This window comes from Segatella sp. (assembly GCF_977051555.1).
The window spans coordinates 1-22,960 of the sequence record NZ_CDRSSE010000055.1; the positions used below are offsets into that span (position 1 = coordinate 1).

At 46.3% G+C, this 22,960-nt stretch carries 19 protein-coding genes, 2 tRNA genes and 1 pseudogene; 16 read left to right on the plus strand and 6 right to left on the minus strand.

The features are described 5' to 3' along the window. Positions 1-299, plus strand: a pseudogene (locus ACWJAO_RS11645) (Rpn family recombination-promoting nuclease/putative transposase); the annotation flags it as partial. Between the two features lie 218 nt (positions 300-517). On the opposite strand, the gene ACWJAO_RS11650 reads toward ACWJAO_RS11645, so the two are convergent. Beyond that, a complete protein-coding gene (locus ACWJAO_RS11650) occupies positions 518-1,855 on the minus strand; it encodes a deoxyguanosinetriphosphate triphosphohydrolase (protein ID WP_449140371.1) in 1,338 nt (445 codons plus the stop codon). A gap of 169 nt (positions 1,856-2,024) precedes the next feature. Between ACWJAO_RS11650 and dut the strand changes: the two genes are divergently transcribed. Genes dut through ACWJAO_RS11670 form a run of 4 tightly spaced genes read left to right on the plus strand, consistent with a single transcriptional unit; the run spans position 2,025 to position 7,148 of the window. After that, positions 2,025-2,462 carry a dUTP diphosphatase gene (gene dut, locus ACWJAO_RS11655; protein ID WP_117692971.1) on the plus strand — a complete coding sequence of 146 codons (438 nt, stop codon included), beginning with the start codon at positions 2,025-2,027 and terminating at the stop codon, positions 2,460-2,462. A 51-nt stretch (positions 2,463-2,513) separates the two neighbouring features. Beyond that, entirely contained in the window at positions 2,514-4,364 is a 1,851-nt protein-coding gene (locus ACWJAO_RS11660) for a tetratricopeptide repeat protein (RefSeq protein ID WP_449140372.1), read from the plus strand. Positions 4,365-4,401: 37 nt separating this feature from the next. Beyond that, positions 4,402-5,316: a DUF4292 domain-containing protein gene (locus ACWJAO_RS11665; RefSeq protein WP_449140373.1), complete on the plus strand. Its 915-nt coding sequence runs from the start codon at positions 4,402-4,404 to the stop codon at positions 5,314-5,316. Positions 5,317-5,366: 50 nt separating this feature from the next. After that, a complete protein-coding gene (locus tag ACWJAO_RS11670; protein WP_449140374.1) occupies positions 5,367-7,148 on the plus strand; it encodes a murein hydrolase activator EnvC family protein in 1,782 nt (593 codons plus the stop codon). Between the two features lie 141 nt (positions 7,149-7,289). On the opposite strand, the gene ACWJAO_RS11675 is transcribed toward ACWJAO_RS11670, so the two are convergent. Together ACWJAO_RS11675 and ACWJAO_RS11680 are read right to left on the minus strand one after the other, a co-directional pair. Then, on the minus strand, positions 7,290-7,514 hold the full coding sequence (locus tag ACWJAO_RS11675; protein WP_117588154.1) for a DUF4248 domain-containing protein: 225 nt from the start codon (positions 7,512-7,514) through the stop codon (positions 7,290-7,292). Between the two features lie 14 nt (positions 7,515-7,528). Next, positions 7,529-8,650 carry a replication initiation protein gene (locus ACWJAO_RS11680; RefSeq protein ID WP_449140375.1) on the minus strand — a complete coding sequence of 374 codons (1,122 nt, stop codon included), beginning with the start codon at positions 8,648-8,650 and terminating at the stop codon, positions 7,529-7,531. A gap of 1,105 nt (positions 8,651-9,755) precedes the next feature. Here ACWJAO_RS11680 and ACWJAO_RS11685 point away from each other — a divergent pair. Together ACWJAO_RS11685 and ACWJAO_RS11690 are read left to right on the plus strand one after the other, a co-directional pair. Further along, entirely contained in the window at positions 9,756-10,550 is a 795-nt protein-coding gene (locus ACWJAO_RS11685; protein ID WP_449140376.1) for a starch-binding protein, read from the plus strand. Between the two features lie 9 nt (positions 10,551-10,559). After that, positions 10,560-12,764: an alpha-amylase family glycosyl hydrolase gene (locus ACWJAO_RS11690; RefSeq protein WP_449140377.1), complete on the plus strand. Its 2,205-nt coding sequence runs from the start codon at positions 10,560-10,562 to the stop codon at positions 12,762-12,764. Between the two features lie 57 nt (positions 12,765-12,821). Here ACWJAO_RS11690 and ACWJAO_RS11695 read toward each other — a convergent pair whose 3' ends face one another. Further along, complete coding sequence (locus ACWJAO_RS11695) at positions 12,822-13,886, minus strand: M20 family metallo-hydrolase (protein ID WP_449140378.1); 1,065 nt, start codon at positions 13,884-13,886, stop codon at positions 12,822-12,824. Positions 13,887-14,015: 129 nt separating this feature from the next. On the opposite strand from ACWJAO_RS11695, the gene ACWJAO_RS11700 reads away from it, so the two are divergent. The 6 genes from ACWJAO_RS11700 (at position 14,016) to ACWJAO_RS11725 (ending at position 20,664) form a co-directional block, all read left to right on the plus strand. Beyond that, complete coding sequence (locus ACWJAO_RS11700) at positions 14,016-15,824, plus strand: AMP-dependent synthetase/ligase (protein WP_449140379.1); 1,809 nt, start codon at positions 14,016-14,018, stop codon at positions 15,822-15,824. Between the two features lie 39 nt (positions 15,825-15,863). Continuing rightward, positions 15,864-16,991 (plus strand): peptide chain release factor 2, encoded by a 1,128-nt coding sequence (gene prfB / locus ACWJAO_RS11705; protein ID WP_317603125.1) that lies wholly within the window; start codon positions 15,864-15,866, stop codon positions 16,989-16,991. A 21-nt stretch (positions 16,992-17,012) separates the two neighbouring features. Then, entirely contained in the window at positions 17,013-17,162 is a 150-nt protein-coding gene (locus ACWJAO_RS11710) for a hypothetical protein (RefSeq protein ID WP_022120222.1), read from the plus strand. Positions 17,163-17,166: 4 nt separating this feature from the next. After that, positions 17,167-17,667: a CYTH domain-containing protein gene (locus tag ACWJAO_RS11715; RefSeq protein ID WP_337500273.1), complete on the plus strand. Its 501-nt coding sequence runs from the start codon at positions 17,167-17,169 to the stop codon at positions 17,665-17,667. Positions 17,668-17,832: 165 nt separating this feature from the next. Next, the gene (locus ACWJAO_RS11720) at positions 17,833-19,197 is read left to right on the plus strand and encodes a sodium-dependent transporter (RefSeq protein ID WP_449140380.1); all 1,365 of its coding nucleotides are present in this window, start codon (positions 17,833-17,835) and stop codon (positions 19,195-19,197) included. Between the two features lie 111 nt (positions 19,198-19,308). Further along, complete coding sequence (locus ACWJAO_RS11725) at positions 19,309-20,664, plus strand: sodium-dependent transporter (protein WP_449140381.1); 1,356 nt, start codon at positions 19,309-19,311, stop codon at positions 20,662-20,664. A gap of 36 nt (positions 20,665-20,700) precedes the next feature. On the opposite strand, the gene ACWJAO_RS11730 is transcribed toward ACWJAO_RS11725, so the two are convergent. Further along, a complete protein-coding gene (locus ACWJAO_RS11730) occupies positions 20,701-21,543 on the minus strand; it encodes a helix-hairpin-helix domain-containing protein (protein WP_449140382.1) in 843 nt (280 codons plus the stop codon). Between the two features lie 191 nt (positions 21,544-21,734). Beyond that, positions 21,735-21,810: transfer RNA gene (locus ACWJAO_RS11735), tRNA-Pro, on the minus strand. 155 nt (positions 21,811-21,965) lie between these two features. Here ACWJAO_RS11735 and ACWJAO_RS11740 point away from each other — a divergent pair. From ACWJAO_RS11740 to ACWJAO_RS11750, 3 genes are all read left to right on the plus strand, one after another. Continuing rightward, positions 21,966-22,038 (plus strand) — tRNA-Phe (locus tag ACWJAO_RS11740). A gap of 200 nt (positions 22,039-22,238) precedes the next feature. After that, on the plus strand, positions 22,239-22,598 hold the full coding sequence (locus tag ACWJAO_RS11745; protein WP_449140383.1) for a subtilase: 360 nt from the start codon (positions 22,239-22,241) through the stop codon (positions 22,596-22,598). A gap of 17 nt (positions 22,599-22,615) precedes the next feature. Continuing rightward, positions 22,616-22,867: a hypothetical protein gene (locus ACWJAO_RS11750; protein WP_449140384.1), complete on the plus strand. Its 252-nt coding sequence runs from the start codon at positions 22,616-22,618 to the stop codon at positions 22,865-22,867. Positions 22,868-22,960: the final 93 nt, after the last annotated feature.

Genomic DNA, 22,960 nt, shown 5'->3' on the forward strand with positions numbered 1-22,960 from the left:
CTTCCGACCTGCTCAATGATCCGGAGATTGGAAAAGCCGTAGAAGAACTGGAGATATCCGGCTTTACAGATGCCGAACTCAGAGCCTATGATAAATTCTGGGATTCCGTAAGTGTTGAAAGAACCCTTCTAGATGACAGATATCAGAAAGGAATGGAGAAAGGCAGAGCTGAAGGCATGAACCTGCGAAGCCTTGAGATTGCCAGAAAGATGCTGGCAAAGGGTATGGATGAAGCGTCTATCATGGATATGACGGGGCTGACGGCAGAGGAGATAAAGCTGCTGAAAGCGGAGATGTAAATAACGAATATCATCCTATAATCAAGGGTCTATACGCCACCTGTTCATCGTGGCATATAGACCCTTGTCGTTTTCCTGTGAGGTGCGGGTGAAAGAGGGCGTGTCTTATTGATTTTCAGTGCAAAGATACAACATTTATCCAAAAGTCAAGGCTAATGATGGCTATTTTTATCCAAAAGTCGGGGCTAAGCTTCGCCGCGTTGGTATGTTTGAACTCCTTAAACAATAGGCAGACTGATACCGTTGATCTTCTGATAAATGTCTAGCGCATAGATGTCGGTCATGCCGCTGATGTAATCAATCACCGCCATGATGCGCTCCTCCAGATTCTCGTTCTCTATATCATACTGGCTGCTTACCCGGCGCAGGAGCTGTTTGGAATTGAAGCGCAATGGGTTTACGGCTGCCTCAACGAAAACCTCCATCAGGGTTGCCATGATTTTATAACCCGACAGTTCTATGTCGAGCACCGGCTTGCTTTGGTAAATCTTAGAGTAGGAGATCTTCTCACATTCCTTGTATGCCTTTTTCTGGCGCTCGGAAATGTGGTCGATGAGGCTTCCCTCGAAAGTTCCGGCAAGGATTTCCTCCTCGTGAGCCAGGAAGGCTGCCACACATTCGTTCTCCAGTTTGCCGATGACGCTGGCTCTCATGTAAACCACTTTCTCGTTTTCGTCAGTCAGTTCTTCATCGATGATGCGCTGACTTATCTTCTGCTGGATATCTTCATCAAAGAAACTCAGCAGCAGGTGCTCGGTCTCGGCAAAGGAAAGAATCTTGAGCTTATGGGAGTCTTCGATGTCCATGATTTCGTAGCAGATGTCATCGGCAGCTTCTACCATATATACAAGTGGATGGCGGGCGTATTTGAGAGGCTCACCTGGTGCAGACTTGCAAAAAATGCCCAATTCATCGGCAATTTTCTTGTAAGATTCCGCTTCAGAAGCAAAGAAACCGAATTTGCCGTGATTCCCGGCAAGACTGCTCGCAAACGGGTATTTCACGATGGAAGCTAGCATGGAATAGGTCATGACGAAGCCTCCCTGACGGCGCCCCTTGAACCGGTGGGTCAGGATTCTGAAGGCATTTGCGTTACCTTCGAAATGCGTAATGTCATCCCAAAACTCCGATGAAACCATTGATTTTATCTTCTGACCCGGTCCTTCAGAGAAAAAAGTCTGGATGGCTTTCTCGCCGGAATGACCGAAAGGCGGATTGCCCAAATCATGTGCCAGACAGGCTGCACTTACGATGGTTCCTATCTCCTCGATGAGCGTCTCCTTCAGTTCAGACCGTTTCTGGATGACACGTCGTGAAATGTCGTTACCTATCGACATGCCCACACTCGCCACCTCCAGACTGTGGGTGAGACGGTTGTGAACGAAGATGCTGCCCGGCAAAGGGAATACCTGCGTCTTGTTCTGCAAACGGCGGAATGCCGATGAAAAGATAAGACGGTCGTAATCGCGCTTGAATTCAGAGCGATCATCATGGCGCTCGGCATGCTTATGCTCCTGTCCGAAACGCTTGTTGGATATCAGTTGTTTCCACTCCATATTATTGTATTACTTGATTCTGTAGCGCAAAAATACACTAAAGTAAGCACAAATCAAAATAAAATATGATAAATTACATGTTTTTATCCTCAAAAATTCATTTATTCCATCAAAATTGCTTATTTTTGCAGATTATTAAACTCAGACACAGATTAAAAAAGAAAAAGTCATGATAAAAGTACAGATTATCAACAAGGGGCATCAGCCTCTACCTGCGTTTGCCACACCACAGAGTGCCGGCATGGATTTGCGTGCTAACATCGATGAGGCAATCGTGCTTCATCCTATGGAGCGACGACTGGTGCCAACCGGTCTTTATATGGCTTTGCCTGCAGGTTATGAAGCGCAGATCCGTCCTCGCAGCGGTCTGGCTTTGAAGCATGGCATTACCGTACTGAATACTCCGGGAACCATCGATGCCGATTATCGCGGTGAAATCATGGTTCTGCTCATCAATTTCTCTACAGAGGATTTCGTCATTAATGATGGCGAACGTATAGCCCAGATGGTACTTGCTAAGCACGAACAATGCGATTTCATCGAGGTTAATGAACTCGATGAGACCGAGCGTGGTGCCGGCGGTTACGGTCATACGGGAGTAAAATAACAGATTATTAAAGATAGAAAAGATAGAATAGAAAGGATTAGAATCGTGAAGATGAATCTTAGAAATATCAGTTGGGCAATGGGCCTGGTCTTGCTGGGTTCGGTAGCCATGCCGTCGCTTGCCCGTAAAAAGAAGGTGCAGCCGGTTCAGCAGCCGGCGGTTCAGGAGGATTATCTCTCTCCGAACGACCGCCAGCGCTACAACTATTTCTTCCTGGAGGGAGCGCGCCAGCAGGCTGCCGGAAATTATTCGGCAGCTTTCGACCTCTTTGAGCATGCCAGGAAGATTGACCCGAAGGCGGCTGAGACCTATTTCTATGAATCACTTTTCTATTCTCAACTCAAACAGGATTCCCTGGCGCTTGCCTATATGCAGAAGGCGATAGAACTGAATCCGGAGAATCAGACCTATGCCGAACAGTTGGGCAGATATTATATAGGTAGTCAGAATTACGATCTTGCCATCGATGCCTACGAGAACCTGTATGCCAAGAACCACGATAATACCGATGCCCTCCGCATTCTGGTTCAGCTTTATTCCCAGAATAAGGATTATAAATCGGTACTCAAAACCATTTCGCGTCTTGAGGTGGAAGAAGGTGAAAGCGAACAGTTCACCCTCTCTAAAATGAGAGTTTATGAACTGATGAACGATAAGAAGGCTGCCTATCAGGAACTGAAGTCGCTGGTAGACCAGCATCCGCTGGATATGCAGTATAAGACAATGCTGGGCAACTGGCTCGTGCAGCACGACCGTCAGAAGGAAGCCTACAAGTGCTTTACCGATGTACTGAAGGAAGAACCAGACAACTCCTATGCCCAGATGTCGCTTTACGACTATTATAATGCCACCCATCAGGAACAGCTTGCCGAGCAGATGCTCGATAAAATCCTGATGAGTCCGAAATCTGATTTGGATACCAAGGTGATGATGTTCCGCTCTTTTATTCAGAAGAACGAGAGCGAAGGTGGTGATTCTACCAAGGTGATTGCGCTGTTCGACAAGGCGCTCAATGTGGCTCACCCGTCAGCCGAAGTGGCAGAGATGAGAGCTGCTTACATGAGTTTGAAGAAGATGCCAGCCGATTCCGTATGCCGTGCCTTCGAAAAGGTGCTGACCATAGCTCCGGATAACGTGAATGCCAGAATGCAACTCGTGCAGATGCTCTGGAACGAGAAGAAATATGACCTGGTCTCTCTGCAATGTAAGGCGGCTCAGGAGTATAATCCCGAAGAAATGGTATTCTATTACTTCGGTGGAATGGCGTATTATCAGAAAAATAAGGAAGACGAGGCGCTTCGCGAGTTCCGTCTCGGTCTGGCGCAGGTGAATGCGCAGTCGCCTGCCGACCTGGTATCCGACCTCTATGCCGTAACCGGCGACATCCTTCATAAGAAAGGTGAAGAGCAGGAAGCCTTTGCGGCTTACGACTCCTGTCTGCAATGGAAAGATGACAACGTGATGGCTCTGAACAACTATGCCTACTATCTGAGCGTAAAGGGTACTGACCTGCATAAGGCAGAGTCGATGAGCTACAAGACCATCAAGGCAGAGCCGAACAACGGTACCTATCTGGATACCTATGCCTGGATTCTCTTTATGGAAGAACGTTATGCTGATGCCAAGACTTATATAGACCAGGCGCTCAAAAACCGCGATTCCACCGCAGATAACAGTACCGTTATAGAACATGCCGGAGATATCTATTATATGAATGGTATGGCCGATGAATCCGTGAATTTCTGGAAGGAAGCCTATACCGGCGAGAACCAGACAGAGGTATTGGCATGGAAGATTAAGAACAGACAATATATTACCGAAGAAGAACTGAAGAAGCGTAATGCGCCAAAGCAGAAAGTTGCCGCTACGAAGAAGTCAGTAAGAAAAGGTAAGAAGAAATAATAGGAAAGTAGAAAAATCAAGAAAGATGAAATATATAATGAAGAAGAATAAGATGATGCTGCTTGCCGCAGCCTGCAGCATCCTGCTCCTCGGTTCTTGCGGAAGCAGCAAGAATTTGCAGGGCTCTGGCTCCTCATCAGCCAGTCATCAGAAAGAGAATGCCACCAAGGGTTCAGACTCCCGTCAGAGTGAGGCGCTCAAGAAGTTGGCTTTCGTGCAGAAGGTTTCAGACAATCAGGTTTATACCAAGAATATTGTAGGTAACATGTCGTTTACTCTCCAGGCTGGTGATAAGGATATTACCGTGCCGGGAAAACTGAGCATGCGTAAGGATGAAATCATCCGCATCCAGCTCTTTATTCCTATCTTAGGTACAGAGGTAGGCCGTCTGGAGTTTACTCCTGACCATGTGCTTATCATCGACCGTCTGCACAAGGAATATATCAAGGCAGATTATACCCAGGTAGACTTCCTCAAGAAGCAGGGCATCTCCTTCTATTCTCTGCAGGCTCTCTTCTGGAACCAGCTGCTCCTGCCGGGCGAAAGAGTTGTGAAGGAATCAGACCTGAAGAAGTTTGATGCCAGACTGGATGTGGCAGGAGATGCTGTGCCGATAAGTTTCAAGAACGGAAACATGACCTATTCCTGGACTGCCAATCGCGGAACCGGCCGTATCACAGCAGCCGATGTAGTCTATAAGAGTACGCAGAATGGCACATCCAATCTTCTTGTAGACTACGGCAATTTCAAGAGTGTAGGTGTCAAGATGTTCCCTGCCTCCCTGAACCTGACGATGACCACAACTGCTACCAAGAAAAAGCAGGAGGCGAAGATCAATCTCGAATTGAATCAGGTGAAGACCGACAGCAAGTGGAGTACTCAGACCGAGATTTCCAGCAAATACAAGCAGATTTCTCCAACAGATGTGCTCAGCAAGATATTGAGTATGTAAATGCTCATCAAGAGTTTGTAAGTATAGAACATGGGTTTTTAATATAAGAAATGAAGCGAATCTTATTATTCATCATGGCGATCACCTTCTCGCTCGCACCTTTTGCGCAGAAGCATTCTGCCCAGAAGAAGCTGGTGAGGAAGACTGCCGTAACTACGAAAAAGAAGGCTACTACTCCTGCCAGAAAGACCAACAGTAGAAGTCAGGCTGCCAGAAAGACGTCCAAATCAGCTGCGCCAACCAAGGCAGAACGCAAGGCGGCAACCTATAGCAATGCATCTATCAGAGGCTTGCAGGGACAGCGTGCTTCCATCCAGAAGAAAATCAGGGAACAGGAGCAGGCTCTGCGCAAGAATCAGGCTGATGTGAAGAAACGTCTTGAAGACCTGATGGCGCTGAACGGAGAAATAGACCAGAGCCAGAAGAAGATTGATGGTATCCAGAAGGATATCCATCATATCGACGGCAATATCGGTATCCTGCAGGCACAGTTGAAAACGCTTCAGCAACAGTTGCAGGACCGCAAGAACAAGTATATCCGTTCCATGCGCTATATGAGCCGTCATCATACGGTTCAGGACAAGTTGATGTTCATCTTCAGTGCCAAAAATCTGACACAGATGTATCGCCGCCTTTCCTTCATCCGCCAGTATTCTTCCTATCAGAAGGTACAGGGCGAAGCTGTAAAGGCTAAGCAGAAGCAGGTGAACGAGAAGCATCAGCAGTTGCAGCATGTAAAGGGGCATAAGAACACCTTATTATATAAGGGTAAGCAGGAGAAGACGGTATTGGAAGGCAAACAGACCCAGCAGCAGGAAATGGTGCAGGGACTGCAGAAACAGCAGAAGACCATTCAGGCTGTGATTGCCGACCAGCGTCAGAAAGATGCGGCAATCAACGCTCAGATTGACCGTTTGATAGCTCAGGAAGTAGCCAAGGCAAGAGCCCGTGCTGCTGCCGAGGCTAAGAAGAAGGCTGCTGCCGCTGCTGCCGCCAAGAAACGTGCCGAGGAACTGGCTCGCAAGAAAGCTGCTGCCGAGGCTGCTGCCAGGGAGAATGCCCGTCGTATAGCCGAAGCCAAGGCGCGTGAGGCTGCTGCCGAAGCTGCCCGCAGAAAGGCTGCCGAAGAAGCAAGACTGGCTGCTGAGGCTGCAAGAAAGGCTCAGGAGGAGGCTGCTGCCCAGGCTGCTGCTCAGGCGAAGGCAAAAGCGCAGGCTAGGGCGCGTGCTGCTGCCGAGGCTGCCCAGCGTGCCGCCGCAGAACAGGCTGCCCGTCAGGCTGCTGCCGAACAGGCTGCAAGAAAGGCAGAGGCTGAAAGACAGGCTGCTGAGTTGAAGGCGAAGATGGATGCGGAACGCAGTACCCGTGAGATTGCCGCTGCCAAGAAGGAGGCACAGGAGGCTTCTACCTTGAGTTCGGTAGACCGCATGCTGAGCGGTGGATTCGAGGCTAACCGTGGTAGATTGCCGATGCCTATCAGCGGCAGTTACCGTGTGGTCAGTCATTTCGGCCAGTATAATGTGGAAGGTTTGAAGGGCGTAACGCTTGACAACAAGGGTATCAACATTCAGGGCAAGCCGGGTTGTGTGGCTCGCAGCATCTACGATGGTGAGGTGAGTGCCGTCTTCGGTTATGGTGGTATGTGGAACGTGCTGGTTCGTCATGGTGCCTACATCTCTGTTTACTGTAATCTGAAATCGGTCAGCGTTCATAAGGGTCAGAAGGTAAGTACCCGTCAGGCTTTGGGTAGTGTTGGCTCTGAAAACATCCTCCAGTTCCAGCTTCGCAAGGAGACTGCCAAGCTCAATCCGGAGGCTTGGCTGAGCCGATAATGTATGAATGAGCCGATGAGCAGAAGCTCCTAGCCCTGGGCTAGGAGCTTTTGGGCTTTACCTTTCCCTTCGGCCGGTGACCGTTGGTTCAGCCCGACACCTTGCTGCCATTATCTGGACTTATGACACACCCTTTTTCCTTTATGCCCCCGGCTCGCCCAGGTATTCGAAGATGGTGGATACCTGGCGGGGAGGAAAATACTGGCTATGCTCCTGGTAGCCTAAACGTTGCAGTTCGTTCCAGAGGGGCTCGCAACGCTTAATCCATCCCATGATATGACGGCGCGCTGTTGCCCCGTCGGTTGTGTCGGGAAAGTAGAGCAGACCCAGCTCGGTCTTGCTGTACATACGTTGGGGATAATTCATAAGCTTTATATTTTTTACAATCCTTCTACACCATGATCCTTAAAGAAACCTATCATCGCTGTGGTCATATAGCCACCCGTGTTCATCTTCTTGTTCGAACGCCTGCAGTTGGCTATGTAATAATCCTTTCGCAGGAAGAAGTCCTCCAGGTCGCCAATCATATCTAACCTGAGATAGCCGCTCAGCTGGTCAGCCTTCTTCTCGCTCACATCATAATTGCATTGCAGCCGGAGTTTCAGTTTGCTCCGCTGTCCTCTCAGTTCGCTGCTCACTTCTGCACCATCCGCAGTTTCGCCAGAAGTGCGACGGTCGTGCAGGGTAAAGGTGATGTGCTCGGGCAGGTGATGCTTCTCTTTTTTACCCTCCTCCAGAAAGAAAGGCTTATAGGTAAGATACTGGTCGATGATGTGGTTCCGGTAAAGGCGCTTGAGGTCTTTGCAGGCAAAAGTCAGACATTTGTTGTCCAGTGCCGACCAGGTCTTGTAGTAATCTTCCCTGCCATGCATCAGTTGCTGGATATGTGCCGTTTTGCTGATGGTGAATCCCTTTACAGCCCAGCAGTTCATGATGAGATATAACTTGATGCTCGATGCGCTGCGGCATTGGTTGATGGCATTGAGGTCGATACGGCTGACTCCCTTGTCGAAATTGTAGAAAAACCGTATCACGTTGTTGTCGAAGCGGAATTTTACCATCCAGTTCTTGTGCCGGTCTTGGTATATCTCACTCTTAAACAGGCATGCAAATTTCCGGTAGTAGGTCTGGTCGCCCTGCTTGAACGGCAGCTGGATGGGCTTGGATTCTATACGCTGGATGGCATCGCGCAATTGCGGATAATGTCCAGCTCCAAATTTAAACTCCGACAGTTTCATGATGACATCGGTGTGGCCTGCAGCTCTCTGTTCTGCGGTGAATCCATTAAAAGTCTGTGAAGTTACCTGATAAGGGATAACATAGCCCAAGATGGCTTTCTGGGCATGCTTGATAATCTGTAGAACGATTTTGAGTTCTACCACAGAATAGTTCTGGTAAGACAATCCCTGTACGCCAAGGATGGCTATCAGTTGTTTCTCTTGTTGATTTGTCTGAGGGAAGGACTGCTGCCCGCCCGGATGCTGTTGATTAAATTGTTCCATTGTCGGTTTTCTCTTTAAATGGTTAGTGGCCTACCGATTGGGGCAAGTCTTGTTGTTGTTTATTGAAAACCGGCATGGAATTGGAGTAAGGCTAACAAATAAGTTAAAACGATCTATCCGCATGGTTAGATTTTCTGCCGTTCATTCTTATTCCCAAAAGAGAACCTTACTTCGCATCCATGCCGATAAATCATTATCAAATTTATCAGGCATAGAATGCCCTGTAAGGATTACCTTTTGGTCACTCACTTTTCGGGATGGGAAGTCCTACTCAATGAGCTATGTTCTAATCCTTAACCGAAAGCATTTCCCGGTGTCCTTCATCGGGAGGAGAATCGCATTCTCCGCGCTTTCATGATGCAAAAGTAATATTTCTTTCAGACTTATGCAAATTTTTGAAGAGAAAAAATGCATTTTAAAAGCTGATTTGTTGAAAAAAAATCTTTTTCCTCCCGTATTACGTATAGTGTAAAAGATGTAAATGTATATATATAATATACTTGGTATAGTGTAGGGTAGAAAAATCTGCCCCTAACTGCTTGATATTCAGCATTTTGTATTTTTAAGATTCTCCCTGGTAGTGATTCGGGCATATTCTGAAGAACCATGATTCTCCCTGATGGTAGCTATTATTAGCCCTGGTAGTCATCAAAAAAAGGTAATTCTCCCTGGTAGTTATTGAGCACTCAAATGAGGTAAACAAACGATGTACTTCCGTTTACCAACTAAAGCGGCTGCGTCGGGTTAAGGATTCGATTGCATCGGGTTAAGGATTCGACAGCATCGGGTTGCAGATATGGCTGCATCGGGTTAAGGATTCGACTACGTCGGGTTACAGATATGGCTGTATCGGGTTAAGGATATGGCTGAACTGGGTTACGCAGACGGCTGTACTCGCTGATTGAACCACTTGAGTAAGCTGATTGAGCCACTTGAGTAAATAGCATAAAAAAAGGCATACGCTTGCAAATTGTGCAAACGATTGTCTTTTTTTAATGCCAATTATTCAACTTTTCTTCATCTGCTTTTCAAAAAGTATTCTTATTTTTGCCGACGAAATCTTATAATTCAAACTTAATACATTTTGTTTATGCAGAAATTTTATATGTTGATTTGTACACTGGTATTGCTGCTGAGCATGACTTTCGTGGCTCCAGCTCCAGCATTTGCTGCAGACTATACACCAGTGGTAACGGAAAACGAGATCTCCGTGTTCTTGGAGACAAGTTATGACAATGCCAAGATTTGGGCTTGGAATAGCAAAATTGATCAGTTTACCGAAGCTGCCTGGCCAGGTGATGCCATGACTAAAGTAGGCACTAAAGATGGTAAGAACGTCTTTAAGTGGACCTATACGGGTGGAACAGAAATCCCTACAGGTGTCATCTTTACTCATGATGGTAAGCAGAAACTGGTTGATGGTAACTTGGAATTCAAAAATCATGGTTATTATGTAGAGGGTAATTTTACCAAGACCATTGAGATTGCTCCTGCAGGCAAGGTGAAAGTATTCTTTGATAATGCAATAGAGAACCTGAAGAATGTATATTGCTATATTTATAATGGAACTGAGGCTTCAGTAGAATGGCCTGGCGTGAAGATGCAGCTCGATGAAGAAACAGAGTATAACGGCAAGAAAGGTTATTATTCTCTGGAGGTTCCTGCAGCATTCCTTACCGGTAGTTTCGTAATCAATAATGGCGAAGCTGGTTCTACTCTTCAGGGTGAAACGGTTTATGTAAACGGTAAGGTTGTGACAGCCATTGAGAATGCTACCATCGCAGATGTAAAGAAGACAACCGATGATGCATGGTATTCTATCACAGGTGTCCGTATCAGCAAACCTGCTCAGCCAGGACTCTATATTCATAATGGTAAGAAAGTAATCATCAGAAAATAATAGCAGATTATGAAAAAAACAATAAACTATGGTCTCCTGATGTTGGTGATGCTCTTCAGCATGGCATCCAACATCTTCGCAGACAACAAATATGGTCTTAAAGACAAGATTCAGGATGGTGTCATCCTTCATTGTTTCGACTGGACTTTGGCTGATATCCAGGAAGAAATTCCTAATATCGCTAAGGCAGGCTTTACTGCCGTTCAGACTTCTCCAGTTCATGAAAGAGCAGGTAAAGGCTCTGTATGGTATGATGTTTATCGTCCATACGACTTTAAGATAGGTAATGGTCTTGGTACTGAAGCTGACCTGAAGGCTCTCTGCGCTAAGGCTCATGAGTATGGTGTTAAGGTAATTGTGGATGTGGTAGCCAACCATACTGACTATCCTAATGTGGCTTCACGCTTACTGGATGAGAGTCTTTATCATGAACGATTTGGTGTGGGTAACTGGCACGACCGTCATCAGGTGACATTTGGCATGATTGGTATGTGGGACCTCGATACCAACAATCCTACTGTGCAAGCCATCATCAAACAATACATCCAGGATTTGAAGGCCTGTGGTGTGGATGGTGTACGTTGGGATGCTATCAAGCATATCGGCTTGCCTTCGGAGGGTGACTCTTTTATGCAGAATGTGGTGGACCAGGAGATGTACAACTATGGTGAAATCCTTGATAATACTGGTGGTAATGATAATGTCCTTTTCCCTGAGTATCAGACCTATATGAGCATTACTGATAATGGTTATGGTAACGGATTTGCCAATTCTTTTGCCGGTGGTTCTATCAACGAGTCTGTAGGTAATTTCAATCAGAGAAATGCAAAGACAGAAAAGTTGCTTTATTGGGGTGAAAGCCATGATACTTATGCCAACGATGGTGGCGAGTCAAAGAATAAGAGCCAGAATGTTATCGACCGTGCGTATGCAGTCGTAGCTGGTAACAATGGAGCTACCGCTCTTTATTTCTCCCGTCCTGCTCAGAAGGCAAAGAATGATATCAGATTTGGTGATAAGGGAAGTGTTCACTTCAAAGATGCTGAAGTGGCTCAGGTAAACCACATGCACAATGTTTGTGCTGGCGAGCCTAACTATTATGTAAAAGGCAATGGCGTTTGTGCTCAGGTTCGTAAGAGTGGCGCTATCATCGTATTGGGTAGTGGTTCCGACCGTGACGTGACTGTAGCCAATGGTGCTGGCGACGGCAAGTGGCTCAAGTCTGGTACTTATAAGGATATGGTAAGCGGTGGTGCTTTCACCGTAAATGCTTCTACTATCTCTGGTCATGTTGGCGAATCGGGTATCGCTGTTATCTATCAGTCTGGTCCTATCGTACTGACTCCTGAGGTTCTTTTCGATCCTGCTGATGGCACAGCCTTCTCTGATGAGACGCTCACCGTGACAGCTACTCCTTTGAATGCTACTTCTGCCTGGATTCAGGTGAATGGCGGTGAGAAGGAGACCTTTACAGCAGCCAAGCAGTTTACTGTAGGTGCTGATGTAGCCTATGGTAAGAATGTTACTATCACTTGGGGTGCAACCGATAAGGCGGGCAAGACAGAAACAGGTTCTGTAACTTATAAGAAAGTGAAGGCTTATGTTCCTGAACTCGATAAGGCGGATGAAATTTCCTGCTTCTTGGAGACATCTAATGCGGCAGCAGCCGTATATGTATGGAATGGCAAGGTTAGTCCTGTAATTAAGTATGCTGGTGCATGGAATGATGCTATCAACACAAAGTTGACTCCTGCAGGCAAGAATGCTGCAGGCAAGAATGTCTTCAAGTGGACTTATGATGGTCCAGAGACAACTGTTCCTTCTCACATCATCTTCCTCGATGGTAATGGAAATAAATTGGTATCAAATGATGTTGAGTTTGTCAATCACGGCTACTATGTTGACGGAACATATAGTTCTACTGTGACCAAGGTGCATGACGAGGTGATAGCAGACCCAGAGTATATTTATTTCGACAACGCTTCTAAATGGGAGAATGTTTATTGCTACTTCTATAATGGTACTACCTCTTCTACAGCATGGCCTGGAGTCAAGATGACTTACGATGCATCTGCTTCTCATAATGGTAAGACAGGTTGGTATAAGGTTCAGATTCCTACGGCATATCTCAAGGCAAAGTTCTTTGTAAACAATGGTACTGCCGGTACTCCTATCAACGGCAAGAATGCCTCTACTGAACAGGTAGTGAAGTAATTCTTCAGGTAAACATATATATATAATAAGGTGTAATAGATGAATCGAGCAGAGCTCTTAGATGGCAGCGCCATCTAAGAGCTCTTTGTATTTGGCAATAGCATCAGCTATCTCGCTTATTTTGATGAATTCATCGGCTGAATGGGAACGGGAAGATTCGCCAGGACCCAGTTTGAACGAAGGGAAATGCATCAGAGCCTGGTCGCTGAGGGTAGGACTGCCGAATGGCTTCATGCCCATGGCTACACATTTTCTGATAAGAGGATGCGCCGGGTCGATGCGGGATGACTTCAGGCGGAAACTGTGGGCCTTCACCTCGCTCTTCAGGTGCTGGCAGATAAACTTGTAAACCTCCTCGTTGTCGTAAAACTCGTTGGTGCGGATATCCACAAGCATCGTACACTTATCCGGAATCACATTGTGCTGGGTTCCGGCATTCACTACTGTAAGCGTCATCTTGGTAGGGCCCAGGAACTCGCTCACCTTCTCAAACTTATAGTCACGAATCCATCGCATATCATCCAATGCCTCGTAGATAGCGTTTACTCCCTCGTTGCGGGCAGCATGACCGCTCTTTCCGTGAGCAATCACATCCAGCACCATCAGTCCCTTTTCGGCAACAGCCGGGTTCATGCCGGTAGGTTCACCTACGATGGCAAGGTCGATATGCGGAAGCAAAGGCAGGGCATGGGTAATGCCATCCTTTCCCGACACCTCTTCTTCGGCGGATGTCAGATAGATAAGATTATACTGCTGAGGCTTTGCGGTCAGCATTCTGAATATCTGGAGGAGCGAACATAGTCCGCCGCCGCAATCGTTGCTGCCCAAGCCGTAAAGTACACCCTCTTCTACATCCGGTGAAAACGGGTTGCGTGTCCATGAAGCCACAGGCTTCACGGTATCGATGTGAGCATTGAGCAGCAGGGTAGGTCGGCTCTCATCGTAATGAGGGTCGATAATCCAGATGTTGTTCGCCTCACGATGAGGTTCGAACCCATATTTGCGGATGGTCTGCTCCATGATGTCGGCAGCCTCCTTCTCGTTTCTGCTTACAGATGGGGTGGCGATGAGCTTTTTCAGCAAATCCACGGCATCGCTTACATATTCTTCTTGTGTCATCATAATCTCCCTTTTTATTGTTTCGAGGGCAAAGATACGAAAAAAAGAGCAGATAAAGTGGAAAAAGTATCTTTTTATTTTGTGTTCTTAACAAATTCTATTATCTTTGCATCAGAATATAAATATAAGCTTATGCAGATTAATAGTCATCTTTCGGTACTGGTACATGATCTCGCCAAGAAATGGGGAGAGAAAACTGCTTTAACTTTCAGAAAGTTTGGCAGCGACCAGTGGCAATCGGTTTCATTCAACCTCTTTTCCTTAAGAGTGAAACAAGTGAGCAATGCCCTCCTGAATCTTGGGGCTAAACCTCTTGACAAAATTGCTGTCTTCTCGCAGAACTGTGTGCATTATCTGTACACCGACTTCGGTGCGTACGGTATCAGAGTTACTGCTGTGCCATTCTATGCCAACAGCAGCGAGCAGCAGATTCAATATATGATTAATGATGCGCAGATTCGCTTCCTCTTTGTAGGCGAACAGGAGCAGTATGACAAGGCTCACCGTATCTTTGCCCTCTGTCCTTCTCTGGAGCGTATCATCATCTTCGATTCCAGCGTACGCATCAGTACACACGATCCTGCTGCTCTCTATTTCAAGGACTTTCTGAAGTTGGGTGAGAATCTTCCTCGTCAGACAGAAGTGGAGGAACTCTACAAGCAGGCAAGTATGGATGACTTGGCTGATATCCTCTATACCAGTGGAACAACGGGCGACAGTAAGGGCGTGATGCTAACCTATAGCCAGTATTATGCTGCTTTGAAGGCAAACGACGAATGCGTGCCTGTTACCGAAAAGGACCGCGTCATCGACTTCCTTCCATTTACCCATATCTTTGAACGTGCCTGGTCTTACCTCTGCTTGAGCGAAGGTGCCGAACTCATCATCAATACTTATCCTCATGAAATTCAGGAGAGTATGAGAGAGGTGCATCCTACCTGTATGTGTAGTGTGCCACGTTTCTGGGAGAAGGTGTATATCGCCGTAAAGGCAAAGATGGATGATGCCGGTCCTATCCAGAAGAAACTCTTCTACCATGCTTTGGCAGTAGGAAAGAAGAGGAATATAGAATATCTGGCAAACTGCAAGCGCCCTCCTCTGACATTGGAGTTGGAATATAGAATTATCAACAAGACCGTTTTGAGCATGGTTCGCAAGCAGTTGGGCTTGGAAAAACCGAATATCTTCCCTACAGCGGGTGCTTATGTAAGTCCGGAAGTAGAGGAGTTTGTACATGCCATCGGTATCGATATGGTGGTGGGTTATGGTCTGACCGAGAGTCTTGCTACCGTATCTTGCGATCATCTCGACAAGAAACGCAGTCTGGGTTCGGTGGGTCGCCCTATATCCTGCATTCAGGTAAAGATAGGTGAGGATAATGAGGTACTCCTCAAGGGTCCTACCATCACTCCGGGATATTATCATCGTGATACCACCAATGCGAAGGCATTCGACAAGGATGGATTCTTCCATACCGGTGATGCCGGCTACATGAAGGATGGCGAGCTTTATCTCACCGAGCGTATCAAGGACCTGTTCAAGACATCGAATGGTAAATATATCGCTCCGCAGCAGGTAGAATCGTTGCTCCTGGTAGATAAGTTCATCGATCAGGTGGCTGTGATTGCCGACCAGCGCAAGTTCGTATCAGCCCTCGTCGTTCCAGAGTTCCGTCTCGTGGAGGACTGGGCACGTGAGCATCATATCGCCTTCAACTGCCGTGAAGATTTGTGTGCTAACGAGAAGGTACAGAAGATGCTGATGGACCGTATTCAGATTCTCCAGCAGCATCTGGCTTATTATGAGCAGATCAAGCGCATTACCCTCCTGGCTCACCACTTCTCAATGGAGTCGGGCGAGTTGACCAATACCTTGAAGATTCGCCGCCCTATCATCAACAAGAACTACAAGGCGGAGATTGACAAGATGTATGAGGAGTAATCATAAAGTTTAAAGTTAAAAGTTTATAGTTAAGAGTTAATGATAACAGCTGACCAGTTGAAGGATGTGATGGACAGAGCTGACGCTCTACATCGCTATCTCAATATAGACCAGAAAAAAGTAGAATTTGAAGAGGAGCAGCTCCGCACCCAGGCTCCTGACTTCTGGGAAGACCCGAAGTATGCACAGGAGCAGATGAAGAAGGTGAAGGGCATCCAGAAATGGCTGGATGGCTATAAGACCGTGCGTCTTTATGCCGATGAACTGCAGCTAGCCTTCGATTTCTATAAAGACGAAATGGTGACCGAGGAAGAGGTGGATGCCGATTATGCCAAGGCGATAAAAGCCATCGAAGACCTGGAGTTGAAGAACATGCTTCGCCAGCAGGAAGACCCGATGGACTGCGTGCTCAAGATTAATTCCGGTGCCGGTGGTACCGAGAGCCAGGACTGGGCACAGATGCTGATGCGTATGTATATGCGCTGGGCTGAGGCTCATGGCTATAAGGTAACCATTACCGATATGCAGGAAGGCGATGAGGCTGGTATCAAGAGCGTGACGATGACCATCGAGGGTGGCGAGTATGCTTATGGTTATCTGAAGAGTGAGAACGGTGTGCACCGTCTGGTGCGTGTTTCTCCTTTCAATGCCCAGGGCAAACGAATGACCAGTTTCGCCAGCGTCTTCGTAACTCCGCTGGTAGATGATACCATCGAGGTATATGTAGACCCAGCCAAACTCTCCTGGGATACCTTCCGTTCGAGTGGTGCCGGTGGTCAGAATGTGAACAAGGTGGAGTCGGGAGTGCGCCTCCGCTATTGGTATACAGACCCTGATACAGGTGAGGAAGAGGAAATCCTCATCGAGAACACTGAGACCCGTGACCAGCCAAAGAACCGTGCCAAGGCATTGTTGCTCTTGAAGAGTCAACTCTACGACCGCGCCATGAAGAAGCGTCTGGAAGCCAAGGCTAAGATTGAGGCTGGCAAGAAGAAGATAGAGTGGGGAAGCCAGATTAGAAGTTATGTCTTTGACGACCGTCGTGTGAAAGACCATCGTACCAACTATCAGACATCGGATGTAGATGGCGTGATGGACGGCAAGATTGATGATTTCATCAAGGCATACCTGATGGAGTTCCCTACGAATGATGATGAACAACAATAATAATCTAAAAAATATACGACTATGAGTGGAAATAAAGATTTAAGAAGAGCCAAACATGAGGCTTATCAGAAGAAACAGGCTGCAAAAGGCGAGAAAGTAATCAAGTGGATATTTATAGGATTGATAGTCCTTGGTATGCTATTCGCTTTCTATGCAACAAGATTAGTATAAAACAATGAGTGGATTAGAGATAGAAAGAAAATTCCTCGTTAAGAAGGGCGACGCTTATAAAAGCGCCGCCTTTTCTTCTAGTCATATCCAGCAGGGATATATTCCTGCCGAGGGGGCTACGGTGCGGGTTCGCACACGGGACGAGAAGGCTTACCTTACCATTAAGGGCAAGTCGGTAAATGGCGGTATGACCCGCTATGAGTTTGAAAAGGAGATAACGATGGACGAGGCGCAGCATCTCCTGCAACTTTGTCAGGGAGGCGTCATCGATAAGCGGCGCTATCTGGTGAAAAGCGGCAATCATACCTTTGAGGTGGATGAGTTCTATGGCGATAATGAAGGTCTGGTCATGGCTGAAGTGGAGCTGGCAAGCGAGACCGAAGCCTATGAGAAACCCGATTTCATCGGTATGGAGGTAACAGGTGACAAGAGATTCTATAATTCGCATCTCTTGGGTAATCCGTTCTCGAAGTGGCGTGATACCTTGCCGACTGAATATCGATAGAAAATGTATAGAAAAGGTCATTTCTGCGTCCTAAAACGGATCAAATTGCATAAATATTACTAAATTTGTGTTTTTGCTTTCAAATAATTCATATATTTCAGAATTATTTTATAATTTTGCACGAAGAAAATCAAAAAATTAGAAATTAGTAATAGAAAGATAGAAATGACAGATTCAAATAGAGGAAGTTTTGGTAGCAAGATTGGATTGATTCTTGCTACAGCAGGTGGCGCCGTAGGTTTGGGTAACGTATGGCGCTTCCCTTATATGGCTGGTCAGGAAGGTGGCGCAGCCTTTATTCTGGTATACATCGGTAGTGTACTCCTATTGGGAATTCCATGTATGATTTCTGAGTTTATCATCGGTCGTCATGGTGCCTCTAATACCGCACGTGCCTATACCAAACTCTCTAATGGTACGGCCTGGAAGTGGGTAGGCTATCTTGAGGTGCTTACCGGTTTCCTGATTACGGGCTATTATGCGGTGGTTTCGGGCTGGTGTCTGCAGTATGTCTATGCCAGCATTATGGGCGAACTGCATGGTGACCCTACCTTTGTGGCGAATTACTTCAAGGAGTTCTCTTCTGATCCTATCCGTCCGGTTATGTGGACGGTAGCGATATTCCTGATTTGCCATTTCGTGATTATTCATGGTGTGCGAGGCGGAATAGAAAAGGCTTCTAAGGTGATGATGCCTCTCCTGTTCATCCTGCTTTTGATTATCGTGGTAGCAGCTTGTCTGTTGCCGGATGCCGGTAAGGGTGTGGAGTTCCTGTTGAAGCCTGATTTCGGAAAGGTTGACAGAAATGTATTCCTGAATGCTTTGGGACAGTCGTTCTATTCGATGAGTATCGGTATGGGCTGTATCTGTACCTATGCTTCTTACTTCAGCCGTCAGACCAATCTCTTTAAGAGTGCTTTGCAGATTTCCATCATCGATTTGCTGGTAGCAGTACTGGCTGGTCTGATGATTTTCCCTGCAGCCTTCTCTGTAGGAGTATCACCGGATAGTGGTCCTTCGCTCATCTTCATCACTTTGCCGAATGTCTTTAATCAGGCGTTTGCATCGTTACCTGTATTGGGATGGATTATCTCGCTGCTCTTCTACGTATTGCTGTCGGTAGCTGCCTTGACCTCGCTGATGTCACTTCATGAGGTGAATACCTCTTTCTTCTACGAGGAGTTGAAGATAGACCGCAAGAAGGGTGCTACCATCGTTACGGTTTCCTGTGCCATCATCGGAGCCTTCTGCTCGCTCTCTTTGGGTGCAACAGATAAGCTTTCGTTCTTCGGAAAGGCGCTGTTCGATTGGTTCGACTTCGTTACGGGTCAGATATTCCTTCCTCTGGGAGGATTCCTTACCTGCCTGTTCCTGGGCTGGTATGTACCTAAGCAGATCGTACAGGATGAGTTTACTAACTGGGGAACCTTGAAGGGCCGTCTCTTCAGTATTTATCTTTTCCTGATTAAGTTCGTTTGTCCTGTCCTCATCTTCCTGGTATTCCTGAACCAGTTTGGTGTTTTCGGATAAAGTATTTGTAATCGGATGATCATATAATCAGACAAGCATATATATATAATAAGGTGTAGCATCTGCCGTTTCTTCGGAAAACACAAACACTACACATTAAAGATTTAGATAATGGAAACAAGAGGAAATTTTGGTAGTAAGTTGGGCGTTATTCTTGCCACAGCCGGCTCGGCAGTCGGTTTGGGTAATGTGTGGCGTTTCCCTTATATGGCAGGTCAGAATGGTGGCGCCGCCTTCATTCTCATCTATTTGGTATGTATCATTCTGCTCGGATTGCCTGGCATGATGAGCGAATTCATCATCGGCCGTCATTCTGCATCCAATGCAGCCCGTGCTTATACCAATCTGGGAAAGCATAAGGCTTGGGGTGCTTTGGGCTTGATGGGTGTCATCACCTCTATGATTATCCTGGGTTTCTATGCCGTAGTGGCTGGCTGGTGCCTGCAGTATCTCTATGCTAGTATCATGGGTGGTGTTCATGGCGACGCAGAGTATGTGAAGACCTATTTCCAGACCTTTTCAGCCGATCCTATCCGTCCTACCTTATGGGCAGTAGGTTTTATCCTGCTTACCCACATGGTGGTAGTACGCGGTGTGCGTAATGGCATAGAGAAAGCATCCAAGATACTGATGCCTATGCTCTTCTTCCTGTTGATTGTGATTGTGATAGCTTCCTGCTCTCTGCCGGGAGCGATGAAAGGAGTGGAGTTCCTGCTGAAGCCGGATTTCTCTAAGGTAGATGAGAATGTGTTGCTCGAAGCGCTGGGACAGGCGTTCTTCTCTTTGAGCATGGGTACGGCTTGTCTGTGTACTTATGCCTCTTACTTCAACAGACAGACCAATCTCTTGAAGTCGGCTACTCAGATTGTGACCATTGATACGGTAATCGCCGTATTGGCAGGCTTGATGATCTTCCCTGCAGCCTTCTCGGTAGGTGTGCAGCCAGACAGCGGTCCTTCGCTCATCTTCATTACCTTGCCAAACGTATTCCAGCAGGCTTTCGGTAATATGCCGGTTGTCGGTTATGTGATTTCGGTGTTGTTCTATGCCTTGCTTGTATTGGCAGCCCTGACTTCTACCATCTCGATGCACGAGATAGGTACCGCCTTTATTTATGAGGAGGGTAAGATAAGCCGTGCCAAGGGAGCCTGGTTCGAGACCATCGTTTGCTGCATCATAGCTGTATTCTGTTCGCTCTCTCAGGGCGCCGTACCTGATTTGGGCTTCTTCGGCAAGGATTTCCTGAGCAATTGTGACAACTTTACTGCCCAGCTGCTCATGCCGTTGAGTTCATTCATCACCTGTCTGTTCCTGGGATGGTATGTGCCAAAGAAGATTGTGCGTGATGAGTTTACTAACTGGGGAACCCTGAAGGGAACTTTCTTCCCGGTCTTCCTGTTCACTATCCGTTTCATCTGCCCAATCTGTATTCTGCTTATCTTCCTGCACCAGTTTGGCGTCATCTAGTAAAACCGGCAAACTTGCAGACAGGCTATCTTGCTCCTAGTAGGCAAGATACGGCTTGATTCTTTCTATTTCGGCAGGTGGAAAGTCTTTGAGGAGACGCAGTTCTTCAGCACTTTTCAGCGGACCATGGGTTCTGCGGTAGTTTACGATTTCCTTTGCCTGGTAAAAGTTAAGGTAAGGATGTTTGCGCAGTTCAGCTAAACTGAGCTGGTTGACATTCATTTTCCGGATATGTTTTGCATCAATATTCATATAGTGGAGGGCTGTCTCGGGCACGCCTTCCACTTCTTGTATCTGGCTCATGGAAACGAAACCGCCTAACCGCTCTCTGTATCGGATGATGCTTCTGGCATAGTAAGAGCCTATGCCGGGAATTTTCTGCAGTTCGGTCGTATCAGCAGAATTGATGTTGATATACTGACCTTCTTTCAGCTTTCGTGGATAACTGTATTGGGTAGTGTCTTTCTTCCTTTCTTCTCTAGTTCTTATAGCCGTCTCTTGATAGTCATAGTTGTATCTTTCTCTTGGGTAAAAGTTGGCAGCCGGCTGGTAGTCTTTACCAATTCTGATAAAGGGCAGCAGTTTTTCGAATTGCTTCTTGGTTAGTCCGTAAACCCGTGCAAAGTCTCTAGGTGTCCTGAAGATACCTCCTTTATTTCGGTATTTGATGATGTTTCTGGCTTGCCATGATTCCAGTCCCAGCCGTTGGAAATCAGATTGGCTTGCCGTATTGGGGTCAAAGGCGAATGCTTCGCTCGACTGAAGTCCTTCGTCATAATAGCCTGGCTGTTGCCGCGTGGCATGTCTGATGATACTATCGTTATGGGCTTGTTGTTTTTCTGATGGCATGGTTTCTTTAGAACCTACAATGAAAATCATTGTGGTACTGACAACGAGCAGGGTCAGGATTACGAGTAATGCTCGCCGTTCATGGTAATTGATATAAAAAAAATCCTTTAAAAACTTCATAGGCTTACGGATTTTTAAGTTCTTGTGATACCGAAATTTCGCCGACCATTTTGGCCACGACCAAGGCAAATCCCCTGTGTATAGGCACATTAGACGGCTTTTGGTCGGGATTACTGGACTCGAACCAGCGACCTCATCGTCCCGAACGACGTGCGCTACCAACTGCGCTAAATCCCGATATCTGCTGCAAAGGTACATTAAATAATGGACAACACCAACAAAAATAGACTTTTTTATCTTTTTTTGAAAGAAATTTCCCGAAAAATTTGCAGGAACCAGAAAAAAGTATTACCTTTGCACCCGCAAATGATAAATCGCGATTTGTGAAAGTTGGTGCCATAGCTCAGTTGGTAGAGCAAAGGACTGAAAATCCTTGTGTCCCCGGTTCGATTCCTGGTGGTACCACTTCTTTATGAGACTGAATCTTCGTAACAGGATTCAGTCTTTTTTATGCCCTTTTTTTAAGGTTTCATTTTTACACTTATGCAAACGTTTGCGTAAAGAAAATGCGCCGGAATGTTTTATAATAGATTTTTTTTCACTACTTTTGCATTGTAGAAATTCAATGACAAACCAAAAAATTAATCTAACAAATATTCATTAAAATGAAAAAAGCTTATTTATTATTGTTGGCTGGGATGTTGTCTACGGCAGTATTCGCCGACAGCAAACAGACGGTAAAGATTGAAGGCCAGGTCATAGAAAAGACCATCTCAGAGATTACCTTCGATGGTGACAATGTCGTTCTTCATTATGCAGATAACTCATCTGCTACAGAGGACATGTCGCTCGTAACCCTTTCATTCTCCTACAGCACGACTACCGGCATCAGTCAGGTAGAAGGCATCAAGAAGGCATTGCAGGGTAAGGTTTATAACCTTCAGGGCCAGTGTGTAGGTTTTTCCCTTCAGGGCTTGTCTAAGGGCGTGTATATTATTAATGGTAAGAAAGTAATCATAAAGTAAAACAGGAGGAACGCAAAATGAAGAAAATCGTATTTACTTTGGCACTCCTCTTGATGAGTTTGAGTGCAGCTTTGGCACAGACATGGAATTTTGCAGATCGTGATCCATTCATTGGTGATGCTGATGAAACTTTGATTAATGCAGATGCTACCAATTGGTATAATGATGCAACAAAGGGTCGTTACAATTTCCTTGCAGCTTTGGATAATGCAGCTTTGACAGCTAATGGTACAGAATTACCTCAGTTCGGGATAAGAAATAGTGCCTAAAAAAGTTGGTAATCTCCGATATTTTTTGTATCTTTGTAGTTGAAATCCAATTAGTTACAAACATAAAAAGATATCATTATGGAGATTACCAAG